Source organism: Marinagarivorans sp. (assembly GCF_982758155.1).
This window is the reverse complement of record NZ_CEXWTU010000034.1, coordinates 1-18,102: the sequence shown is the minus strand read 5'-3', so window position 1 is coordinate 18,102 and position 18,102 is coordinate 1. Positions and strand designations below refer to the sequence as shown.

Below are 18,102 nucleotides of genomic sequence, written 5' to 3'. Positions count from 1 at the left end.
GCAAAATAATGAATAGCATCGTAATCGCACAGGAAAATAACAACGTAGCCCAAAAGGACTTTTTCAATGACATCTTTAAGTTACGCTTTGAGACATTTTCTGAGCGTTTAAACTGGGATATTGAAACTAAAGATGGACTAGAGCGAGATTCTTTTGATGACTTAGAGCCTCACCATATTGCGGTTAAGAGTGAGGGCGGCGTCGCTGGTTGTTGGAGAGCATTACCCACAACTGGTAGCTACATGCTGAAAGATGTCTTTCCTTGTCTATTACAGGGTGAGGAGGCTCCGCAGCAAGATGATGTGTGGGAAATTAGCCGTTTTGCCGTTAAAAAAAGTTCGTCGAGTGCTGTAAGGGGTTATACGTCCGCGATTACACTTGAAATGGTAAAGTCATTTTATGACTTTGCAAAACAGAATAACGCCAAGTACTACGTAGCAGTAACGACAGTGGCTTGTGAAAGAATGCTTCGCCAGTTGGGTGTAAATTGCTGGAGAATGGGTGATGGAAAATCACTACAGGTTGGGATAGAGCGTTCTGTAGCACTGTGGATTAAGGTCGATGAAAAATTAAACATCAATATTAACTAACTAACTAACTTCTTGCAGGTCAGGGAATTGTCATGTCTTCACATAAAAATTTGACTAGATATAGCCAGAGTCTAGGTGCATCAGTGACACCGCCAATATTGGTGTCCAATACCTTTAATTATGCCAGTGCCCCCAGCTTAGATAACGGTGCTAGGCTCATTTACGCGAGACAGTCTAACCCTGCAAGCTATGTGCTCGAGCATTCGATGATTGATATGGATGATGCAGCAGATGCAATGGCTTTCAGTTCAGGTATGGCGGCAGTGACGACACTCTTCCAAAGCCTTAAGGATGGAGATACAGCGGTCATCCCAAAGACTATCTATTGGCCGATCAAGCATTGGGTTGAACGTTTCTCTGAGCATTACCGCTTTAATGTAAAGTGGGTACCCGATGCATCACCTGCGAGCATCATTGGTGGCATAACCGAAAGTACAAAATTAATTTGGGTTGAGTTGATCGCCAATCCCTCCTTGAATGTGACAGATATATTAAGAATTGCATCATTGAAACCTGCCGATGTGCTGTTGGCTGTGGACGCTACGTGTTCAACTCCTATTGTGTGTAAATCACTCAATTTTGGTGCTGATATCGTGATGTATTCTGGAAGTAAATGTCTCGGGGGGCATAATGATTTGATGGCAGGCTTACTAACGACCAAAGAAGAAACGCCTTTTTGGCAAACAATAAAAGATTTGCGTTGGTTGTTTGGGAATGGTTTGGGGGCTATGGACAGTTCGAGGCTTAATCAGTCATTAATGACTCTGGACGTTCGAATTAAGCATAGTTCTGAGTCGGCGCTCCGAATAGCTGAATATTTCGATGGGCACCCCTTGGTCGAGTCAGTTATTTATTCTGGGCTGGATAGAAGTCCCCATCATTTTCTGGCAAGAACATTATTCAGTGAAGGTATGTTTGGGCCTTTGCTTGGGCTTAACGTCAAGGCGACTGTGCAAGGTTGTCAAACCATATGTAGGGCAGTAACGCGCTGGAGTAATTCCACCGGTTATGGTGCGGTTTATAGTCAGATAGAGCATCGTTATGAGGCTGAATATTGCCGATCTCAATCTACAGAGAATTACTTAAGGTTGTCAGTGGGGTTAGAGCCAGTTGAAGATCTTATCGCTGATTTAGAGCAGGCGCTTGAAGCCTCCGTCAGTGATCACATTGTTGCTGCTTAATTGCAGTTGAGTTTTGGGAATATCAACAAATGAAAATATTATTTACGTCTCAGCCTGGTGTTGGCCATATTGCTCCTCTAATTCCAATGGCTAAAGCTTTTCTGCGTGCCGGCCATAGTGTTGCGGTCGCATCGGGTGCGAGTTATCGCGAGTTTGTTGAGAGCGAGGGGGTTACGTTTATTCCCGCGGGTCTTGATTTTGACGAGGCTAGGCCAGCAGAGACGCTTCCCGATATTTTGTCTGTTCCGCACGAGCATCGAGCGCGTTGGCTACTTGATTCTATTTTTATGGATCGGGCGCCTAAGGCAATGCTGCCAACATTGTTGAGTATAGTGGGAAAATTTGATTTAGTAATTCATGATAACTATGAATACGCGGGGGCGCTAGCAGCGGAAAAGTTGAACGTGCCCTATATGTGTTGCAATATGAGTTTTTTGATGCGCCGGGATGGCGTTAAGGTCGCTATCGGGAAATCATTACAAAGCTTGAGGGCGTATGCCGGGTTACCGGAAGATAAAAATTGTGATGCCGTTGGTCGCCACATGGATATACGATTAATGCCGATCGATTTTTCTTTTATGAATGCGTTAACGGGTAGTTCATATAAAAAATTATTATTAAAAAATATCCTAAAACGGAGGCAGGTTCCACAATCGCTTAAGATGACAATGATTAGCTGTATCTTAAGTTGGATTAAATATCGCCATAATGAGGAACTTTCCAATCCTCAATCTAATGAAATTTTCATTAATGTCTGGCGTAAAAATACAGAGCCTACAGGAATTCCTGATTGGCTAAGGACAATGCCAAGAAATAGAAAAACAGTATATGTTAGTTTGGGGACCGTTTTTAATACGATCTACCCTGAAGTCTATGACAGGGTTTTTTCTGCTGCAAAGGATATGAATATTAACCTGATTATGGTCTTAGGTAAGGATGTTGATTTAACCCGCTATGGTTCGTTACCTTCTAATGTGTACATAAAAGACTATGTCGATCAGCAGCTGCTTATGCCTTTCGTTGATCTGTGTGTTGTACATGGTGGTTTTAGTACAACAATGAAAGGTCTTAATAGCGGAATTCCACAACTTATTTTGCCATTGTCTGGTGATCAGCCCGCCATTTACAGTATTGCAAATACTCTAGGTGTTGCTGTTGACTTACCTTTTGAAATTTTGAAAATGGATGCGGAGGGAGCATTTGGTCTTGATGTGAAGGCTTTAACGTCAAAAAATATAAAAGAACTTATTATTGACGGTTTGGGTCGGTCTGAGCTCAAGGTTTGCGCAGCTCGAATTAAAGACGTGATGAGTCATATGGATAATGAATCAGCAGCTGTAGAAAAAATAGTAGCTAGGTTTGGTGGGGATGTTAAATCTAAATTAGCGGCTTAGGGGCGTGCATGAAATAACTTCCCGTTTTTGAATTCTTGGGTGCACGCTTGCCTTCGTTAAAAATATTTTCAATAGCCGGCTATTACGCCTCGCCAAGCAAGCACTCACAAGCCCAAATTCCAGCAACTTATTTCGTGCACGCCCCTTAGGGATGATTTCGGTAATAAGTTAGTTAGAATATGTAGCATAACAAAGTATAAAGATGGCGCGTTTCTTTTAGAAGCGCGCCTTTTTTTTACCTGTCATAACTTGCAGCTTTAATATCTTAGCTGTCATGTCAAAGTAGCTCTAATAATTCATATAGTGCTATCGCCATATTTTATTGGCGCGCTAGATCGTTTGTTCATATTACTAATTCTTGAATTAATGATATTACTAATAAGACCTATCACATTGTTTGCGTGTATGTCCAGCTGATGATGGTTAGAGTTTTAGCTGCCTCTAATAAGGAGTTTCAACGTGTTTGATCAGTTATTTACCTCTTCGTTTTCGTTACCTTTTTCGCCCGCTAATAATTTTGGTTATAAAACTTACCGAAATGTTGAGGTGATTGGGCCTGCAGCTAGTTTTTGGCATTCGGATGCTTGGCTTAAGTCTTCAAATGCATCAATAATTTCTGCTTTTGTATTGTGGCTGAATTATTACGACAACAAAAAAACTTGTGTGTTGTATCACCCTGATAATGAATCAAATATCAGTCTTGAATTTTGTAAGAGTACAACTATTCGTGAGTTTATTGATCTGCTTGGTTCTTGCGGTACGGAAGCGGTTAGTCTGGATGATGTTGATCATGATGGCGACGAATGCGGTGTTGTATTTAATGCTGAGAGTGAGCTCAATTCATCGCTGTTTGTCAGTGTTAATACAATTGACTTGGTTGTCGATATTGTTTATCACGAACAGCGCTTTAGTGTTACTCAAATTAATCATTTATCTAATCATTTGGCTAGCTTCCTAAATAATCTCACATTGGATGAGACGCTCGATAATTTGTTGAGTATTCGGGCCGAAGAAAAGCAACATTTATTGGAGTTATGTAATGACACAAGTTTTATCTTTAAACCATTGTCTATTTCTTCACGGTTGTTGACCCTCTCCGGGGAATGTCCGGAGAGTATTGCTATTAAGCAGGGGGATAAAAATTATAGCTTCCATCAATTAGATATTATAAGTAAAAAAATATCTTCACGATTGCAGTCACTTTCAGTCAAGGGGGTTGTTGGTGTTTATTTGCCACGATCACCGAATAGCTTAGTCGCGATGCTGGGGGTTTGGCGTGCTGGCTTAACTTATTTACCTCTTATCGTTGAGTATCCCGCACTACACCTTTTACATATGTGCAGTGAGAATAACGTAACACATATTCTCACTGGGGATGATGCTACATTACCCGTTGGTTTTACTGATTATGAAATTATTAATATCGATCAGCTTGATGCTGTGGGCACATACCAAGATGTCGAATTTCTAGAAAATTCGCCTGCAGCAGTAATGTATACCTCGGGCTCTACTGGTATGCCTAAGGGCGTTGAGCACTCTTGGGCTAGTTTGTCGAATCGTTTTTTGTGGTGGATGAAACAGTACCCAGCGAATTCTGATGAGGTGTTTTCTCAACGAACAGCCTTATCTTTTATTCCATCTTTATGGGAGTTGGTCTCGTGTATTGTATCTGGGCAGCGTTCGGTTGTTATTTCTGACGCAGAAATATCGGCGCCAGATTTATTGGCTAATAGAGTACAGTGTGAAAAAATTACTCGCTTAGCGTTGTTGCCCTCATTCTTGAATACGGTGCTGAATAGTTACCCTGATTTTTTTAAAAAATGCATATCGTTGCGATACTTAGTACTTGCTGGCGAGCCGGTCTCAAGCGAACTTCTGGGGAAGATAAAATTACAGATTCCGCACCTTATCGTTATTAATGATTATGGTGCTACAGAAATAAATGGTGTTCTTTTTTCGGATTCTAATGAATATCTCTGTAATCAGCCTCTACCTACCGGAAAACCAATTTCTAACTGCCAAGCCTACGTTTTAAGTGAAAATCAAGCGCTGTTACCAGTCGGTGTTAAAGGGGAGCTTTATATTGGGGGGGTTGCGGCAACATCCTCGTATATCAATTTACCCTTGCTCAATGATGAGAAATACATCAATTATAAAATTGATGGCGTTTCCCAGCGCATTTACAGAACAAATGACCGCGCTATGCGAATGGTTGACGGTAGTATTCAAGTTCTAGGTCGTTGTGATAATCAAGTAAAGATTCGTGGGATAAGAGTTGAACTTGAGTCGGTAGAGCAAGCAATTTTGACGTGTGACAGCGTAAAAGAAACCGCTGCTTTCGCTGAAAAAACGGCACAAGGTATAATTCGATTAGTCGCACAAGTTGTTAAAAATAATCTCGATGAGAATATAAGAGGGATCGATATTGTTCAATGGCTTAAGGGGCGAGTTACAGAGGCGTGTATTCCAGCCCGTATAGATATCGTAGCTGCACTCCCTAAAACGGCAAATGGGAAACTCAATCGTAAAGCACTTCAAAATAGTGGTGGAGCATCAGTTCATGCCATTAATAGAACTAATATAGAAAAAACTGATCCTCCGGTACTACCCGACGAACTCAAATTAACGATTTCGGCTGATGATATTATTAATGCTGTTGCACAAGCCAGCGGAATGTCACCAAGTGAGGTTTCTTTAACGGAGCAGTTTAGTTGCCAGGGCGTTGATTCTGCAGCGGGTGTATCGTTTATTGCGGCTTTGTCAAAAATTGTAAACCAACCGCTCTCCGTAACCTTATTGTATGAATATACAACGCCAGCCGCGATGTTGCAGTACCTTACAAAAAGTGAAGATAAAAAAGTAGAAAATAATATCGGTGTTCGTACCTTATCAACTAAGGTGGCTGTAGTGGGTATGGCGTGCCACTTTCCAAATTCTGATAACCCCGAAACTTTTTGGAATAATCTTGCTGCAGGCGTAGATTCAGTGCAAGAAATTCCGGAATCCCGCTGGAAGTGGCAAGATGTTTTTGACGAGGATCCTTCTGTACCGGGAAAGACGAATAGTCGGTGGGGGTCATTTATTGATGATGTTGAAGCTTTTGATGCACGATTTTTTAATATTTCGAGTATAGAAGCGAAATATATGGCCCCAGAGCAGCGCGTGTTACTGCAAAAGTGTTGGCATGCTATTGAAGACGCGGGATATTCTGAACGTGATTTTTATGGGCGTCCAGTTGGCGTTTTTGTGGGCGCACGACCGGCTGACTATGCCGAACGTATTCAACAAGCTGGTATTCAGCCCGATGCCACAACGTTGCTGGGTAATGATAACGCCATATTAGCGGCACGTATCGCGTATTACATGAACTTAAAAGGGCCGGCAATTACGGTTGATACGGCGTGTTCATCCTCTGCCGTAGCCCTTCACATGGCTTGTGAATCTATTCATCGTGGTGAGAGTGATGTTGCGCTTGCCGGTGGTATTTCATTGGTGACAACGTCAACTCAGTATCAGGTTAATACCAAAGCCGGCATGCTGTCGCCAACGGGCCGATGTCAAACGTTTGATCAAGGTGCCAATGGCTTTGTTCAGGGGGAAGGCTGTGGTGTTGTGGTCCTAAAATCTTTAGAGGCGGCAGAAGCTGATAATGATCGTATCTATGCTGTTATAGAAACATCTGCGATAAACCAAGATGGTAAAACGAATGGCATTACAGCGCCTAGCGGCGAAGCGCAGAAAAAGCTATTAGCCAGTATTTATAACGAAAATAACATCGACGCAAAAAAGCTAGCCTTTATTGAGGCGCACGGTACCGGTACGAAGCTCGGTGATCCCATTGAGTTCAATGCGATTAATTCAATTATTGGACCGCAATTGAATGGGCAGCTTCAATGCGCTTTAGGATCAACGAAAACAAATATAGGTCATTTGATCTCAGCGGCAGGCATTGCGGGCTTTATTAAAGTCGCCATGTCATTGCACCATAAAAAATTACCCCCTATTTTGCATTACAAAAAAACGAATGAGCATATTGATATCGACAATAGCCCATTCTTTATCAATACCGATTTAAGAGAGCTTCCGGAGGAAAATTGTTTAGCGGGTGTGAGTTCTTTTGGTTTTAGTGGAACCAATTGTCATATGGTACTTGGGCGTTTTCCTGATTCGCCGCTTAAGTCTAAAAAATCGGCAGTACCATCATTACTACTATTAAGTGCTAAAAACCAAGACGGATTACTCCGTAATTGTATGGCCTTACGTGATTGGCTTACGATAAACCCTGGAACAAATTTATGTGATTTAAGCTATACCCTTGCGCGTCGTTCAAATTATTTTGATGCTGTATTGGTGTGTACTGCACAAACGGTAGAGCAGGTGATTAGTGCTTTGGATGCCACAATCCAGGGACAAGATTCTTCTCAGGTTTTCACTCCCCCGGTATTGTCATCCTCTGGTTATGCTGGTGTACATTTTTCGGCTTTAGCAAATCAGCTTCTTGAAAAGTTATCCGCGACAACTTCAGTCTTTGATCCCGAGGCGCTTAATTCGTTGGCCGTACTGATAGTCAATGGTGTTGAGGTGAATTTACGTGAGCACTACGAAAGCGCAGGTGCTGCTTTAGTGAGTGCACCGGGCTATGCCTTTGAAAAAGAACGTTTTTGGATTGAGGCACCTTCGTCACTGGGTAGTTCGGATAACTATCGACATGACTTGCCGGCGTTTAAAGCTCAGCTGCTACGTGATGGTGCGCGCTTAAGTATTGATGATGATGGTCACTCACAATGGCTTGTTAATGTGACTTGCGAGAAAGAAGATTTCAGTGGGCATGTTATTGATAATCATATTTGGTGGCCTGCAACAGCACAATTGGATGTATTGCAAAGTATTTGTCAGCAGCATTTAGGTGTTCCTGCAGGATTACAAATACAGCATTGGGAGTTGGGTTTACCGTGTGTACTTGAAGATGATAAAACTTTTGTTGAATTAATTCTGACGCAAACTTCTAGCGAACAATGGGCGTTTAAGTTTTGTAAAAGTAAAAAAGTATTTAGTTGTGGTGTTCTATTCGCGAATACACAGTTATATCGAGGACCATCTCTAGATGTGCGTGCATTGCGCTCACGGTGCGTGAAAGAAGTCGATAGCAGTACTTTTTATCGCAATATGGCAAGCAGTGGTATTAATTATGGCCCAGCTTACCAGCGCCTTCAGCGCATTATGGTAGGGCCGGAGCAAGTGCTATCGAAAGTTTGCTTACCGGATACCCATGCGAAAAACCCTCAGGCTTACCGTGTAGAGCTTTTTGATGCGGCATTACATGGGTTGGCGGCGGGGTTGCAGTCAGGAGAGTATCAACAGGGTAGCCGGCAACCTGTGCCTATTGGTTTGGAGCGTTTTATTTGGACCGGTGAAATGCCGGCAGAATTTGGTGTGTATACGCAGTTATCCGACAAGAATACTGACTCGGTTGAAGCGAATATATGGCTATTCGATAGCAAGGGAAATGTATTCGCTTGGTTTCATAACCTGCAACTTCATACAGTTGTTGAAAGTGTCACGAGACTCGACAATAGACACATGAAAAACAACACACTAAAACCCTTGGTCTTTATCCCTAATTGGATTGATACCGCCCCGCGGCCGGTTGCGCAAGCGCAAACGATTTGCTGGATAGGTGATGCGCCAGAGTTTAAAACGCTGCGTTTAAATAGTGTATTTACTCATTACCTTCAAGCCATCAATAATATGAAAAACAACGAAATTTCTGTCGATAAAATTGTGTGGCGTCTCAGTGAGGAGCAAAAGCTCACACTGAATGAACGCTGCGGACAATTAATTGATTTCATGGTGCAGTTAACGAGTTCGACTCAGTTTGAAGGTAAGGTCTTATTGGTTTGCGAGCATGGCGGGCAGTGGTGTGATGAGTTATTGGCATTGAGTGGTACGGTTGCTGCACTTGCTCAAGAATACCCCAAGATCCATGTACGTTTGGCGCACTCAGAGGCTTGGAGTGCGACGGAATTGGTATCAGAAATTCAAGATGCAGGTGACCATCGCTTCATACACCGCATGGCTAATCAGCGTGTTACACCATTGTGGTCTCGCCATACTCCGCAACAGTTTATTAATAAAGAGAAAGAGTTAGAGGTTAGTTTAATTACTGGTGGCTTAGGTGGTGTTGGGCGTTTATTGGCCACTCAGCTTTCGCAGCAAGCCGGTGCGGGCGTTGTGCTCGTTGGGCGCCGTACGATTAGCCAAGACGATCTTCGCTGGATCAAATCACTGCGTACAGAGGGTGCTGAAGTTGTTTATTTTCAGGCCGATGTGAGCTCTCAAGCAGACTGTTTACGTTTGATGAAGCAGGTACGCTTAAGATTTGGACAGCTTGATGCGTTGTATCACTGTGCCGGTATTACGCGCGACGCTTTAGCGATGAACAAAAATCAGACGCAAATTGATGAGGTCATGTCGGCAAAAGTGACTAGCTGTCAGTATTTGGATCAAGCTTCTCGCATCTTTACTCTGAAGAAATTTGTTTTGTTCTCATCAATTAGTGCTGTGTTGGGTACGGCAGGGCAAACCGATTACGGTGCTGCCAATGCTTATTTAGATGTTTTTGCCCATCGTAGAAATCAAGATGAAAGCCTATCTGGAAAAACCTTATCGATTAATTGGCCGCTTTGGGATGTGGCTGGCATGCGCCCTGACCCTGCTAGCGAAGCTTGGCTACGCGATCATATGGGGATGTATCCCATGCCTCCGAAATTGGGCATAGCTTTAATCGATCAATTATTAGCGGATGAGCTAGATCACGCCATGGTGCTTTATGGCAATGAACAGCGGCTCACGCAATTTATCTCACAACACCTTATATCAGCCAATCAGCCTTTACAGGCGAGTGCGTAAACGGAGTTAACCATGACGGCTAATACCCCTCTTAAATCATCCATCGTTGATTACATTAAATCTGTTGTTGAAGAAGTGACCGAAATTGATCGTGCGCGGCTAAATGAAACAGACGAACTCGAAGTTTATGGTATTAATTCAACAATGATTTTCTCGTTGAATGCGGTATTACAGCGTCGTTTTGATGATCTTCCGCGTACGCTCTTTTTTGAATACAAAACGATTGCGGCATTGGCGAGCTATTTTGTTGAGTATCACAGTGAAGCTTTTGACGTGGCTGATGAGCCTGCTGAAAAGGTGGCTGAGAATAACCCTAAGCCACTAGAAGTTCCCGGAATACTATTACCTGAAATAGCGGCTAGCCCATCAGAAGGTGCTGATTGGTTTGATGAGATCCCTTCTCCGGTGATAACAAGTAAGGCGGCTAATAACAGCCCTGTTGATATTGCTATTATTGGCGTTTCGGGTAAGTACCCCAGCGCTGATAACTTACGTGAATTTTGGTCCCTTTTACATGAGGGTCGCGATGCCATTTCGGAGGTGCCCAAGCGCCGTTGGCCACACGATGCCATTTTTAGTGAAGATGCAGATGCGGGCAATAAAGTTTTTGCTAAATGGGGCGGTTTTATTGAAGATTACGACGGCTTTGACCATCGTTTTTTTAATGTGTCGCCTAAAGAAGCTAAGAAAATGGACCCCCAAGAGCGTTTGTTTTTACAAACGGCATGGAATACGTTTGAGGATGCTGGTTATACCCGAAAAGCTGTAAATGGTAGCCGTGTCGGTGTGTATGTCGGGGCGATGTGGAGTCAGTATCAAATCTTGGCTGCTGAGCGCTGTTCGCTCGATCATCTTGAAGCCGCAAGCTCTTCTTTTTCATCCATTGCTAACCGAGTTTCTTATTTTCTTAATTTACATGGCCCAAGCATTGCCTTGGATACCATGTGCTCATCATCAATTAGCGCAATTCATATGGCCTGCCAGAGTTTGGCTAGCGGAGAGTCTGAAATGGCGCTAGCGGGTGGCGTTAATATTAATTCGCACCCCGCTAAATACATACATTTGTGCGAAGGAAAATTCGCCGCTAAAGATGGGCGTTGTCGTGCTTTTGGTGATGGCGGCAGTGGTTATGTTCCAGGTGAAGGTGTTGGTGCTGTTTTATTAAAGCCTTTAGCGAATGCTATCGCTGATGGTGATGTGATTCACGGTGTTATTAAGGCGACAGCGTTAAACCATGGTGGTAAAACCAATGGCTATACCGTGCCTAACCCGGTTGCTCAAGCATCGGTAGTGGAGCTAGCTTTAGAAAAGAGTGGACTACAAGCGCAAGATATTAGCGTGGTTGAAGCGCATGGGACTGGCACTTCTTTAGGTGATCCTATTGAGATAAGTGGCTTGCTGTCTGCTTTTGGTAACGACCTAGATCCTCGGACTCGCATTGCGATTGGTTCGGTAAAAACAAATATTGGGCATTTAGAGTCGGCTGCAGGTATTGCGGGCTTAACCAAAATTCTGTTACAGATGCGTCACAAGACTTTAGTACCCTCACTGCATTCGACACATCTGAATGACAATATTGATTGGCATAAAGTGCCTTTCCAAGTGCAGCAAAGTGTAGAGCCTTGGCGTAGCCGGCAGGGCGCGCCATGTTATGCCGCCTTAAGTGCTTTTGGCGCTGGTGGTTCTAATGGTCATTTGATTGTTGCCTCTGCACCAGAAGCGGCAGAGCAAGCTGTGAATAACGATACGCAATTAATTATTCTTAGTGCGGCAACAACACACTCTCTTTCTCATATGTGTGATCAATTGGCCATGCATTGCCGAGCGACACCCCAGTTAGCCTTAGCCGACTTAGCGTACACATTACAAATTGGACGGGATGCTTTTGCTCAGCGCATTGCTTTTGTGGCGGAATCTATAGATGACGCCATTACTCAGCTAGAGCAGTTGGTTGGTGTACTGGTGGCTGGGCAAACCGATGACCGTATAGGCTCCGAAGGTAGCGAGTCGATTGCGCGTTTGTTAAGTGGTAATACGGCGGCACAATTTGCTCAGCAACTATTGGAAGCACAGGATTTATCGGCATTAGCGCGTTTGTGGTTGTGTGGTGCCGACTTACCGTGGGCTGAGTTATTAACAACCTTGGCGGGGCGCAAAGTTTCATTACCGGGTTATGTTTTTGATACCCGCCAGTTTAATTTGGGCATTCCTGTTTGGATGGAAGCTGCGGGTAAAAATAGCGTTCGTTCGGCAGCGCCGGATTACAGTGTTAACAGCCTTAAGTGGCAGTCTTTTAGTGCCGAAGTTACAGCAACTTTACCGCACCAGGGTGTCATTATTTCGAGTGCAGCCACCGCAACATTGGCTTTGCAGCTTAAGACTCAGTCGGTTTTTCAGGCGTTCGATATTATTGATTCAGACGCGATTAAATTAACTGATTATTTTAATACTTTAAGCCTAAAACGATCGGATGATTTTGGTGTTGTGAGTTTGCTTGATGCTCAGCAGTCCGCAGCCCATTATCCCGCGCCCTATTACGCTGTGGAGCAGTTATTACATATTCGAAAACTGCTTAAGTCACGTTGTCGTATTCGATACTTATGGGTCAATGGTGGTAGTGATTCGCAAGGTGTTGTTCAGCCAAATACTCACTTGGCTTCGGGGCTGGTACAAGCGTTGTGTGGTGAGTTTAAGCAGTTTACCGGTGCGAGCCTTACGCTGACGGCTTGGGCGGATTCACCCGAATTAATCAGTACTTTGTGGCAGGGTTTTGTATCGGCAGGGCGCTACCGTATTGTCGCGCATGCATTACAGCAATTGGTATTAGCGCTTTTACCAAGTCCCGCAGGGCAGTTGGTTGTTCCTACCGAAAAATACCACGTTATTACCGGCGGAACGGGTGGCATTGGCTTGCAAATAGCGGCTTGGTTGGCTGCGCAAGGTGCTAATCATATTGTCTTGTGCGGTCGTCAAACGTTGCCGCCGGCTAATGAATGGCCTGAGCTGTTAAAACGTGAAGATACTCCAGCAGGCTTGCGTCAAAAGCTGAGCCAGTTAATAACTTTGCCTGCGAGCGTACAGGTTAAATCTGTGAATTTAACCAACGGTGCTGAAGTTTCTGAACTTTTAACGTCGCTGCATGATAAGCGTGGTTTAGGCTATGTTTTTCACGCTGCAGGTATAGCGGATGAAAAGTTGCCTTTATTTGCGGATAAAACCAGTGCTTCTATTGCTCAGGTTTTAGCGCCCAAAGTCGTTGGCACGGATAACCTGCTCGCAAGCCTCCATCATTTACCGCACGAGCAATGCGTATTGATTTCGTCTTTGGCTTCTGTGTGCCCACGTTTGGCTGCTGGTCTTGTTGATTATGCGGCGGCGAATGATTATTTAAATCAGCGTGCATTGGACAGTTATAACGCCGCGGGTGGTGTGAATAAGCCAGCGGTTGTTTCTATACTTATGCCTAATTGGCGTGAAGTTGGTTTGGGAGAAACCACGTCGCCGCATTATCACGGCCTGCAATTGAAGAGTGTTTCTAATCAAGAAGGTATTACCTTATTAGAGCAAGCGTTACTGGCTGAAATGCCGATTGTTTTACCGCTATCAACCAACGAAGGTTTTGACTTGGCGGCGATTGGCCGAGTTGTAACTCCTACAGTCGCCGTTGAAGCTAGTGCGGCGATGCTTGAGCCACGGCTGGCGAGCGCATCGCCAAGTGTCATGAATACGGCGGAACTGATAGAAGCCTTAAAAGCACTTTTGGCTCCGGTGCTGGGGATGACAGTGCAGGAATGGCAGGATGCGGACGAGTTTTCGGCCTTAGGTGTTGATTCTGTCTTGCTCGCTTCTTTAGCGACAGCCATTGAAAAGTGGCTAAATGTTCCGTTCTCCGCCGATTTACTACTGTCCAATACCAATCTTGTCAGCTTAAGCCAGTACATAGCTACGGAACATGGCGAGGCTCTAATGGCTCTGAGCTTGAGCGGCCCAGCTGGTATCGTCGAAGACGCTGTACCGGCAGAGAATATTAATTCTGTTATCGCCACGGCGCCGTCATCACCGGAGGCTAAAGAGCCGGCTACAGTGTCCATTCCTGTTATCGCACGGACGCCACAGGCGATATCGACAGCCACACATGAGCCGATCGCTATTGTTGGCATGGGTGCTATTTTCCCCGATGCCCCTAATCTTGAGCGCTACTGGGAAAACCTATGTCAGGGTCACAGTGCTATTCGTGAAATTCCTGCAAGCCGCTGGAATAAAGATGCCATTTTTAATGCCGAGGGCATGGATGGACAGTCAACTAGCAAGTGGGGTGGTTTTGTTGAAGGCGTTGAAAATTTCTCCCCCTCAGCTTTTGGTTTACCGGAAGAAATTGGTGCCGATGCCGATCCGTTATTGCGTTTAGCTTTGCGCGCTACCGATGCTGCATTACGCGATGCCGGTATTAGCGTGGAAGATATTAATGGTCGCAACGTGGGTGTGTTTATGGGCTCTCGTGTTTCGCGCTACGCCGATCGCATTGCTCACTACGGTCGCAGCTCTTTATTGGGCGTCGCGCAAAACTTCATTGCCGCGCACATTTCCCATTGGTTGAATTTAACGGGCCCAGCGTTGGTAATCGACTCGGCGTGTTCATCATCATCGCTCGGAGCGCATATGGCTTGCCAAAGTTTGCGCAATGGCGAGTGTGATATTGCATTAGCCGGTGGCTCAGAATTTTTGTTGGACGAAGTCCCTTATCAAATGCTAAGCCAAGCCAAAGCGTTATCGCCTACTGGGCAATGCCGTACGTTTGATGCCGATGCGAATGGTTTTGTACCTGGCGAAGGCTCTGGCATGGTTGTCTTGAAAAAGCTTTCGCAGGCTTTGATCGATGGCGATCGCGTCTATGCACTTATCAGTGGCTCGGCGGTTAATAACGATGGCCGCACGATGGGCGTCACTACGCCGAACCCGAAGGCTCAGCAAGCTGTGATTAGTGCGGCACTGGCTAATGCCGGTTTTGATGCAGACCAGATGGGTTACATCGAAGCGCACGGAACCGGTACGCGCCTAGGCGACCCTATGGAGCTCAAAGCCTTAACGCAGGTTTTTCAGCAGCAAACTCAGCGTCAAGGCTATTGCGCTATTGGTAGTGTGAAGTCCAATCACGGTCATTTGCTCAGTGCCGCTGGTGCTGCAAGTTTAATTAAGGTCGCATTATCGGTTTACCACAAAACGTTGGTACCAACGCTTAACTGCGTTAAGCCGAATCCTCGTTTCAACTTTGCTCAATCGCCCTTTTTTCCCAACACCAAAACCCAGCCATGGACCTCTGAAGATGGGCATTGCCGCGCGGGAATTAGCGCATTTGGTTTTGGCGGGACGAATGTTCATTTGATGGTAAGTGATATGCATTTGGCGGGTGCTTACGCTCCGGTCAAAACCGCTTTGCCGCTTGTTGAGCATACCGGCCCTTATGCGTGGCACCCCAACCCGCATTTAGAAGCACAGACAGCAACAACCTCGAACCCTAAACGTGAAGTGGCCGAACAACCCGCTCCGCAACCTCCAGAGAAGACCACGCCTGCTCCTATGAGTGGCGCATTTGGTTGGCAGCGTTCTGCATAGCACGCTGCTCTTCGTCACTCATTGATCGTTTTTGTTATTTAAGGATTTAGTAAATGAAAGCCTTGGCTCGCTTTGAATACACCATGCAGTTGGATGCTGAGCATCCCATTCTTACCAACCACCGTGTGCATGAAGAGCGCCTATTACCGGGCGTGACCTTCCTCGATATGATCGCGCGTTTGTTGGCGAGCGAAGGTCTTGCGGCCAATGAATATCAGTTGAGCCATATTTTGTTTCGTGCGCCCATCAAATTGGCGCCCGGCGAACAGACTCAGGTCAAAGTCAGTTATGACGATCAGCAGCAGCGCATAGTGGTTGCTGGGCAAATACAAGGGCAAACCGAATGGGTTGAGCACTGTCGTTGCCAGTTAGAGTTGACGCCTTTTAGGGTTGAAGCACCATTCTCACTCAATGAATTACAAGCGAGTGCACGTGAAACGGTGAGTTTAGAGTCTGTATACGACAAAGCGAAAAAGCTCGCCATTAAGCATGGCCCCTTTATGCAAGGGCAGGGCACGGCTTATATCGGTGATGATTATGTGTTGGCGAATATTGCATTAAGTGATGCGGCAAAACCGGGTGTAAATGATTATTTTGCCCACCCCGCACTAATGGACAGCATGACCGTGGTCCCTTTTGCCGCAGGCTTGGCAGGCGGTCAAAGCAGTCACCCTTATATTCCTATCGCAATCGATGGTTTTAGCCTGTCGGGCACATTGGGTGAGCGTGTTTGGGTGCTGGCAAAAATAGCCAAATCCGCCAACGTGAATGATGACGTTTTACACAATAATTTGTGGCTACTGAATGACGCGGGTGAGGTCATTGGGCGTTTTCAGCGCCTGACGGCAAAGCGTATTCGCTCAGCCGAGAGCATTCAACAATCACAGCAAGGCACTGCTCAGGTAGACGTTGTTGCCCCGGCTCCCGTTAGCAATGTAACGGATATTATCCGCGAGCAATTGGCGGCTTATTTAAAGGTTGCTGGTAACCGACTTGATGGCCAAGAAATTTTTTACGAGCTGGGTCTGGATTCTTCGGGCTTGTTAGAGCTAGTGACGCGTTTTGAGGAAATCTTTAACACCGCGTTTTATCCCACCATGCTTTTCGAACACAATACGATTGAGGCATTGGCGGCCTACCTACAAGGTATGGCTACTCAAGGTAAATTGACGCTTCCCTCAGCGGTAACGCCGGCGACTGATGGCGTTCAAACCGAGACATTGTCCGTGGGTGTGAAAGCTTCGGATACACAAAATTTTAATGTGCAGACACTCGTAGCCAGCTTGGTGGCGAAGGCCTTAAATACCGAAGTCGCGCAAGACGAGAATGCGGGTTTTTATGACCTGGGCTTAGATTCCAATGATCTTTTAGGCTTAGTCACAGCGCTTGAGCAAATGTTGGATGTATCGCTTTACCCAACACTCTTGTTTGAACACAACAGTATTAAATTACTCAGTGACTACCTACAAACCCAGCCCATTACTTTACCGACATCTGAGCCTAGGTCACAGGCTAACGCAGAACATTTGCCAGAGGCTGGGGTGGAATCGACGTTAGGTATGTTTGCTGCGCAGTGGGTTGAAGCCCCTCTGTCGAGCAATAACTCAAATACCAATAATCACAGCCTGCTTCTGGGCGATGTCATGGCCAGTTATGGCCTGAGTCAAACACTAGAAACATCGCATCGGCTCGCCACCAATACACATAACGTTAAGGGGTTGGCAAAGCTGGATGACATCCTGTCTGAGGAAAGCGCTTTAACACAGGTTATTTGGTGCGTGCCTGTAGCTTCTCATCAAGATGTTTTGGCGATGGCTTTGGCGCTAGCCCAAGCTTTAATTCGCAGCGGTAAAACCTTGAGTGTTTACGTGATTAGCTCGGAAACGAATGGTCCTGGCTGTGCGTTAAGTGGTTTTTGGAAAAGCTTACGCCATGAAGTCACTCGCTTACAGGTTCGCCAGTTGTTAACTGCCGAGCTTCAATCATTGCCATTAACGGCCGAACTGCAGCATGCCCCTCAGGGGGTTGAAGTGGTGCGTTATGACGGTGGTGCGCGACAACGCCAATCACTTGCCGTAGTGGATGCTTCAATTGACGTGAGCCCGCTTACATTAGAGGGCATGGATAAACAGGGTGCTATTGTTATTTCGGGTGGTTTTGGCGGTATCGGTATTGCCTATGTTCAGCATTTATTCGCAGCGGGATTTCGCGCCTTTGCACTGTTAGGTCGCAGCGAACCCTCGGCGGACGTTCAAGCCGTATTGCAAACCCTAGTGGATCAAGGTGCCGAGATTTTATGTTTACAGGCCAACCTTGCTGATTATCCACAGGTGCAATTGGCTTGGCGCAAAATTAAGAATCGTTTTTTAACGGTGACCGGCGTAATTCACACTGCTGGCGTGCTGCGTGATGCTT

At 45.4% G+C, this 18,102-nt stretch carries 6 protein-coding genes; all 6 read left to right on the top strand.

Annotation, left to right across the window (positions count from 1 at the left end):
• Window positions 1-8: 8 nt before the first annotated feature.
• Window positions 9-590: an acyl-homoserine-lactone synthase gene (locus AC3A8L_RS06175; protein ID WP_487961359.1), complete on the top strand. Its 582-nt coding sequence runs from the start codon at window positions 9-11 to the stop codon at window positions 588-590.
• Between the two features lie 32 nt (window positions 591-622).
• Window positions 623-1,771: a trans-sulfuration enzyme family protein gene (locus tag AC3A8L_RS06170; RefSeq protein WP_487961358.1), complete on the top strand. Its 1,149-nt coding sequence runs from the start codon at window positions 623-625 to the stop codon at window positions 1,769-1,771.
• Window positions 1,772-1,800: 29 nt separating this feature from the next.
• A complete protein-coding gene (locus tag AC3A8L_RS06165; protein ID WP_487961357.1) occupies window positions 1,801-3,165 on the top strand; it encodes a glycosyltransferase in 1,365 nt (454 codons plus the stop codon).
• A gap of 459 nt (window positions 3,166-3,624) precedes the next feature.
• Entirely contained in the window at window positions 3,625-10,074 is a 6,450-nt protein-coding gene (locus AC3A8L_RS06160) for an SDR family NAD(P)-dependent oxidoreductase (RefSeq protein ID WP_487961356.1), read from the top strand.
• A 12-nt stretch (window positions 10,075-10,086) separates the two neighbouring features.
• Window positions 10,087-15,687, top strand: coding sequence for a beta-ketoacyl synthase N-terminal-like domain-containing protein (locus AC3A8L_RS06155; RefSeq protein ID WP_487961355.1), 5,601 nt, complete (start codon window positions 10,087-10,089; stop codon window positions 15,685-15,687).
• Window positions 15,688-15,740: 53 nt separating this feature from the next.
• A partial coding sequence (locus AC3A8L_RS06150) for an SDR family NAD(P)-dependent oxidoreductase (RefSeq protein ID WP_487961354.1) occupies window positions 15,741-18,102 on the top strand: 2,362 nt, incomplete at its 3' end.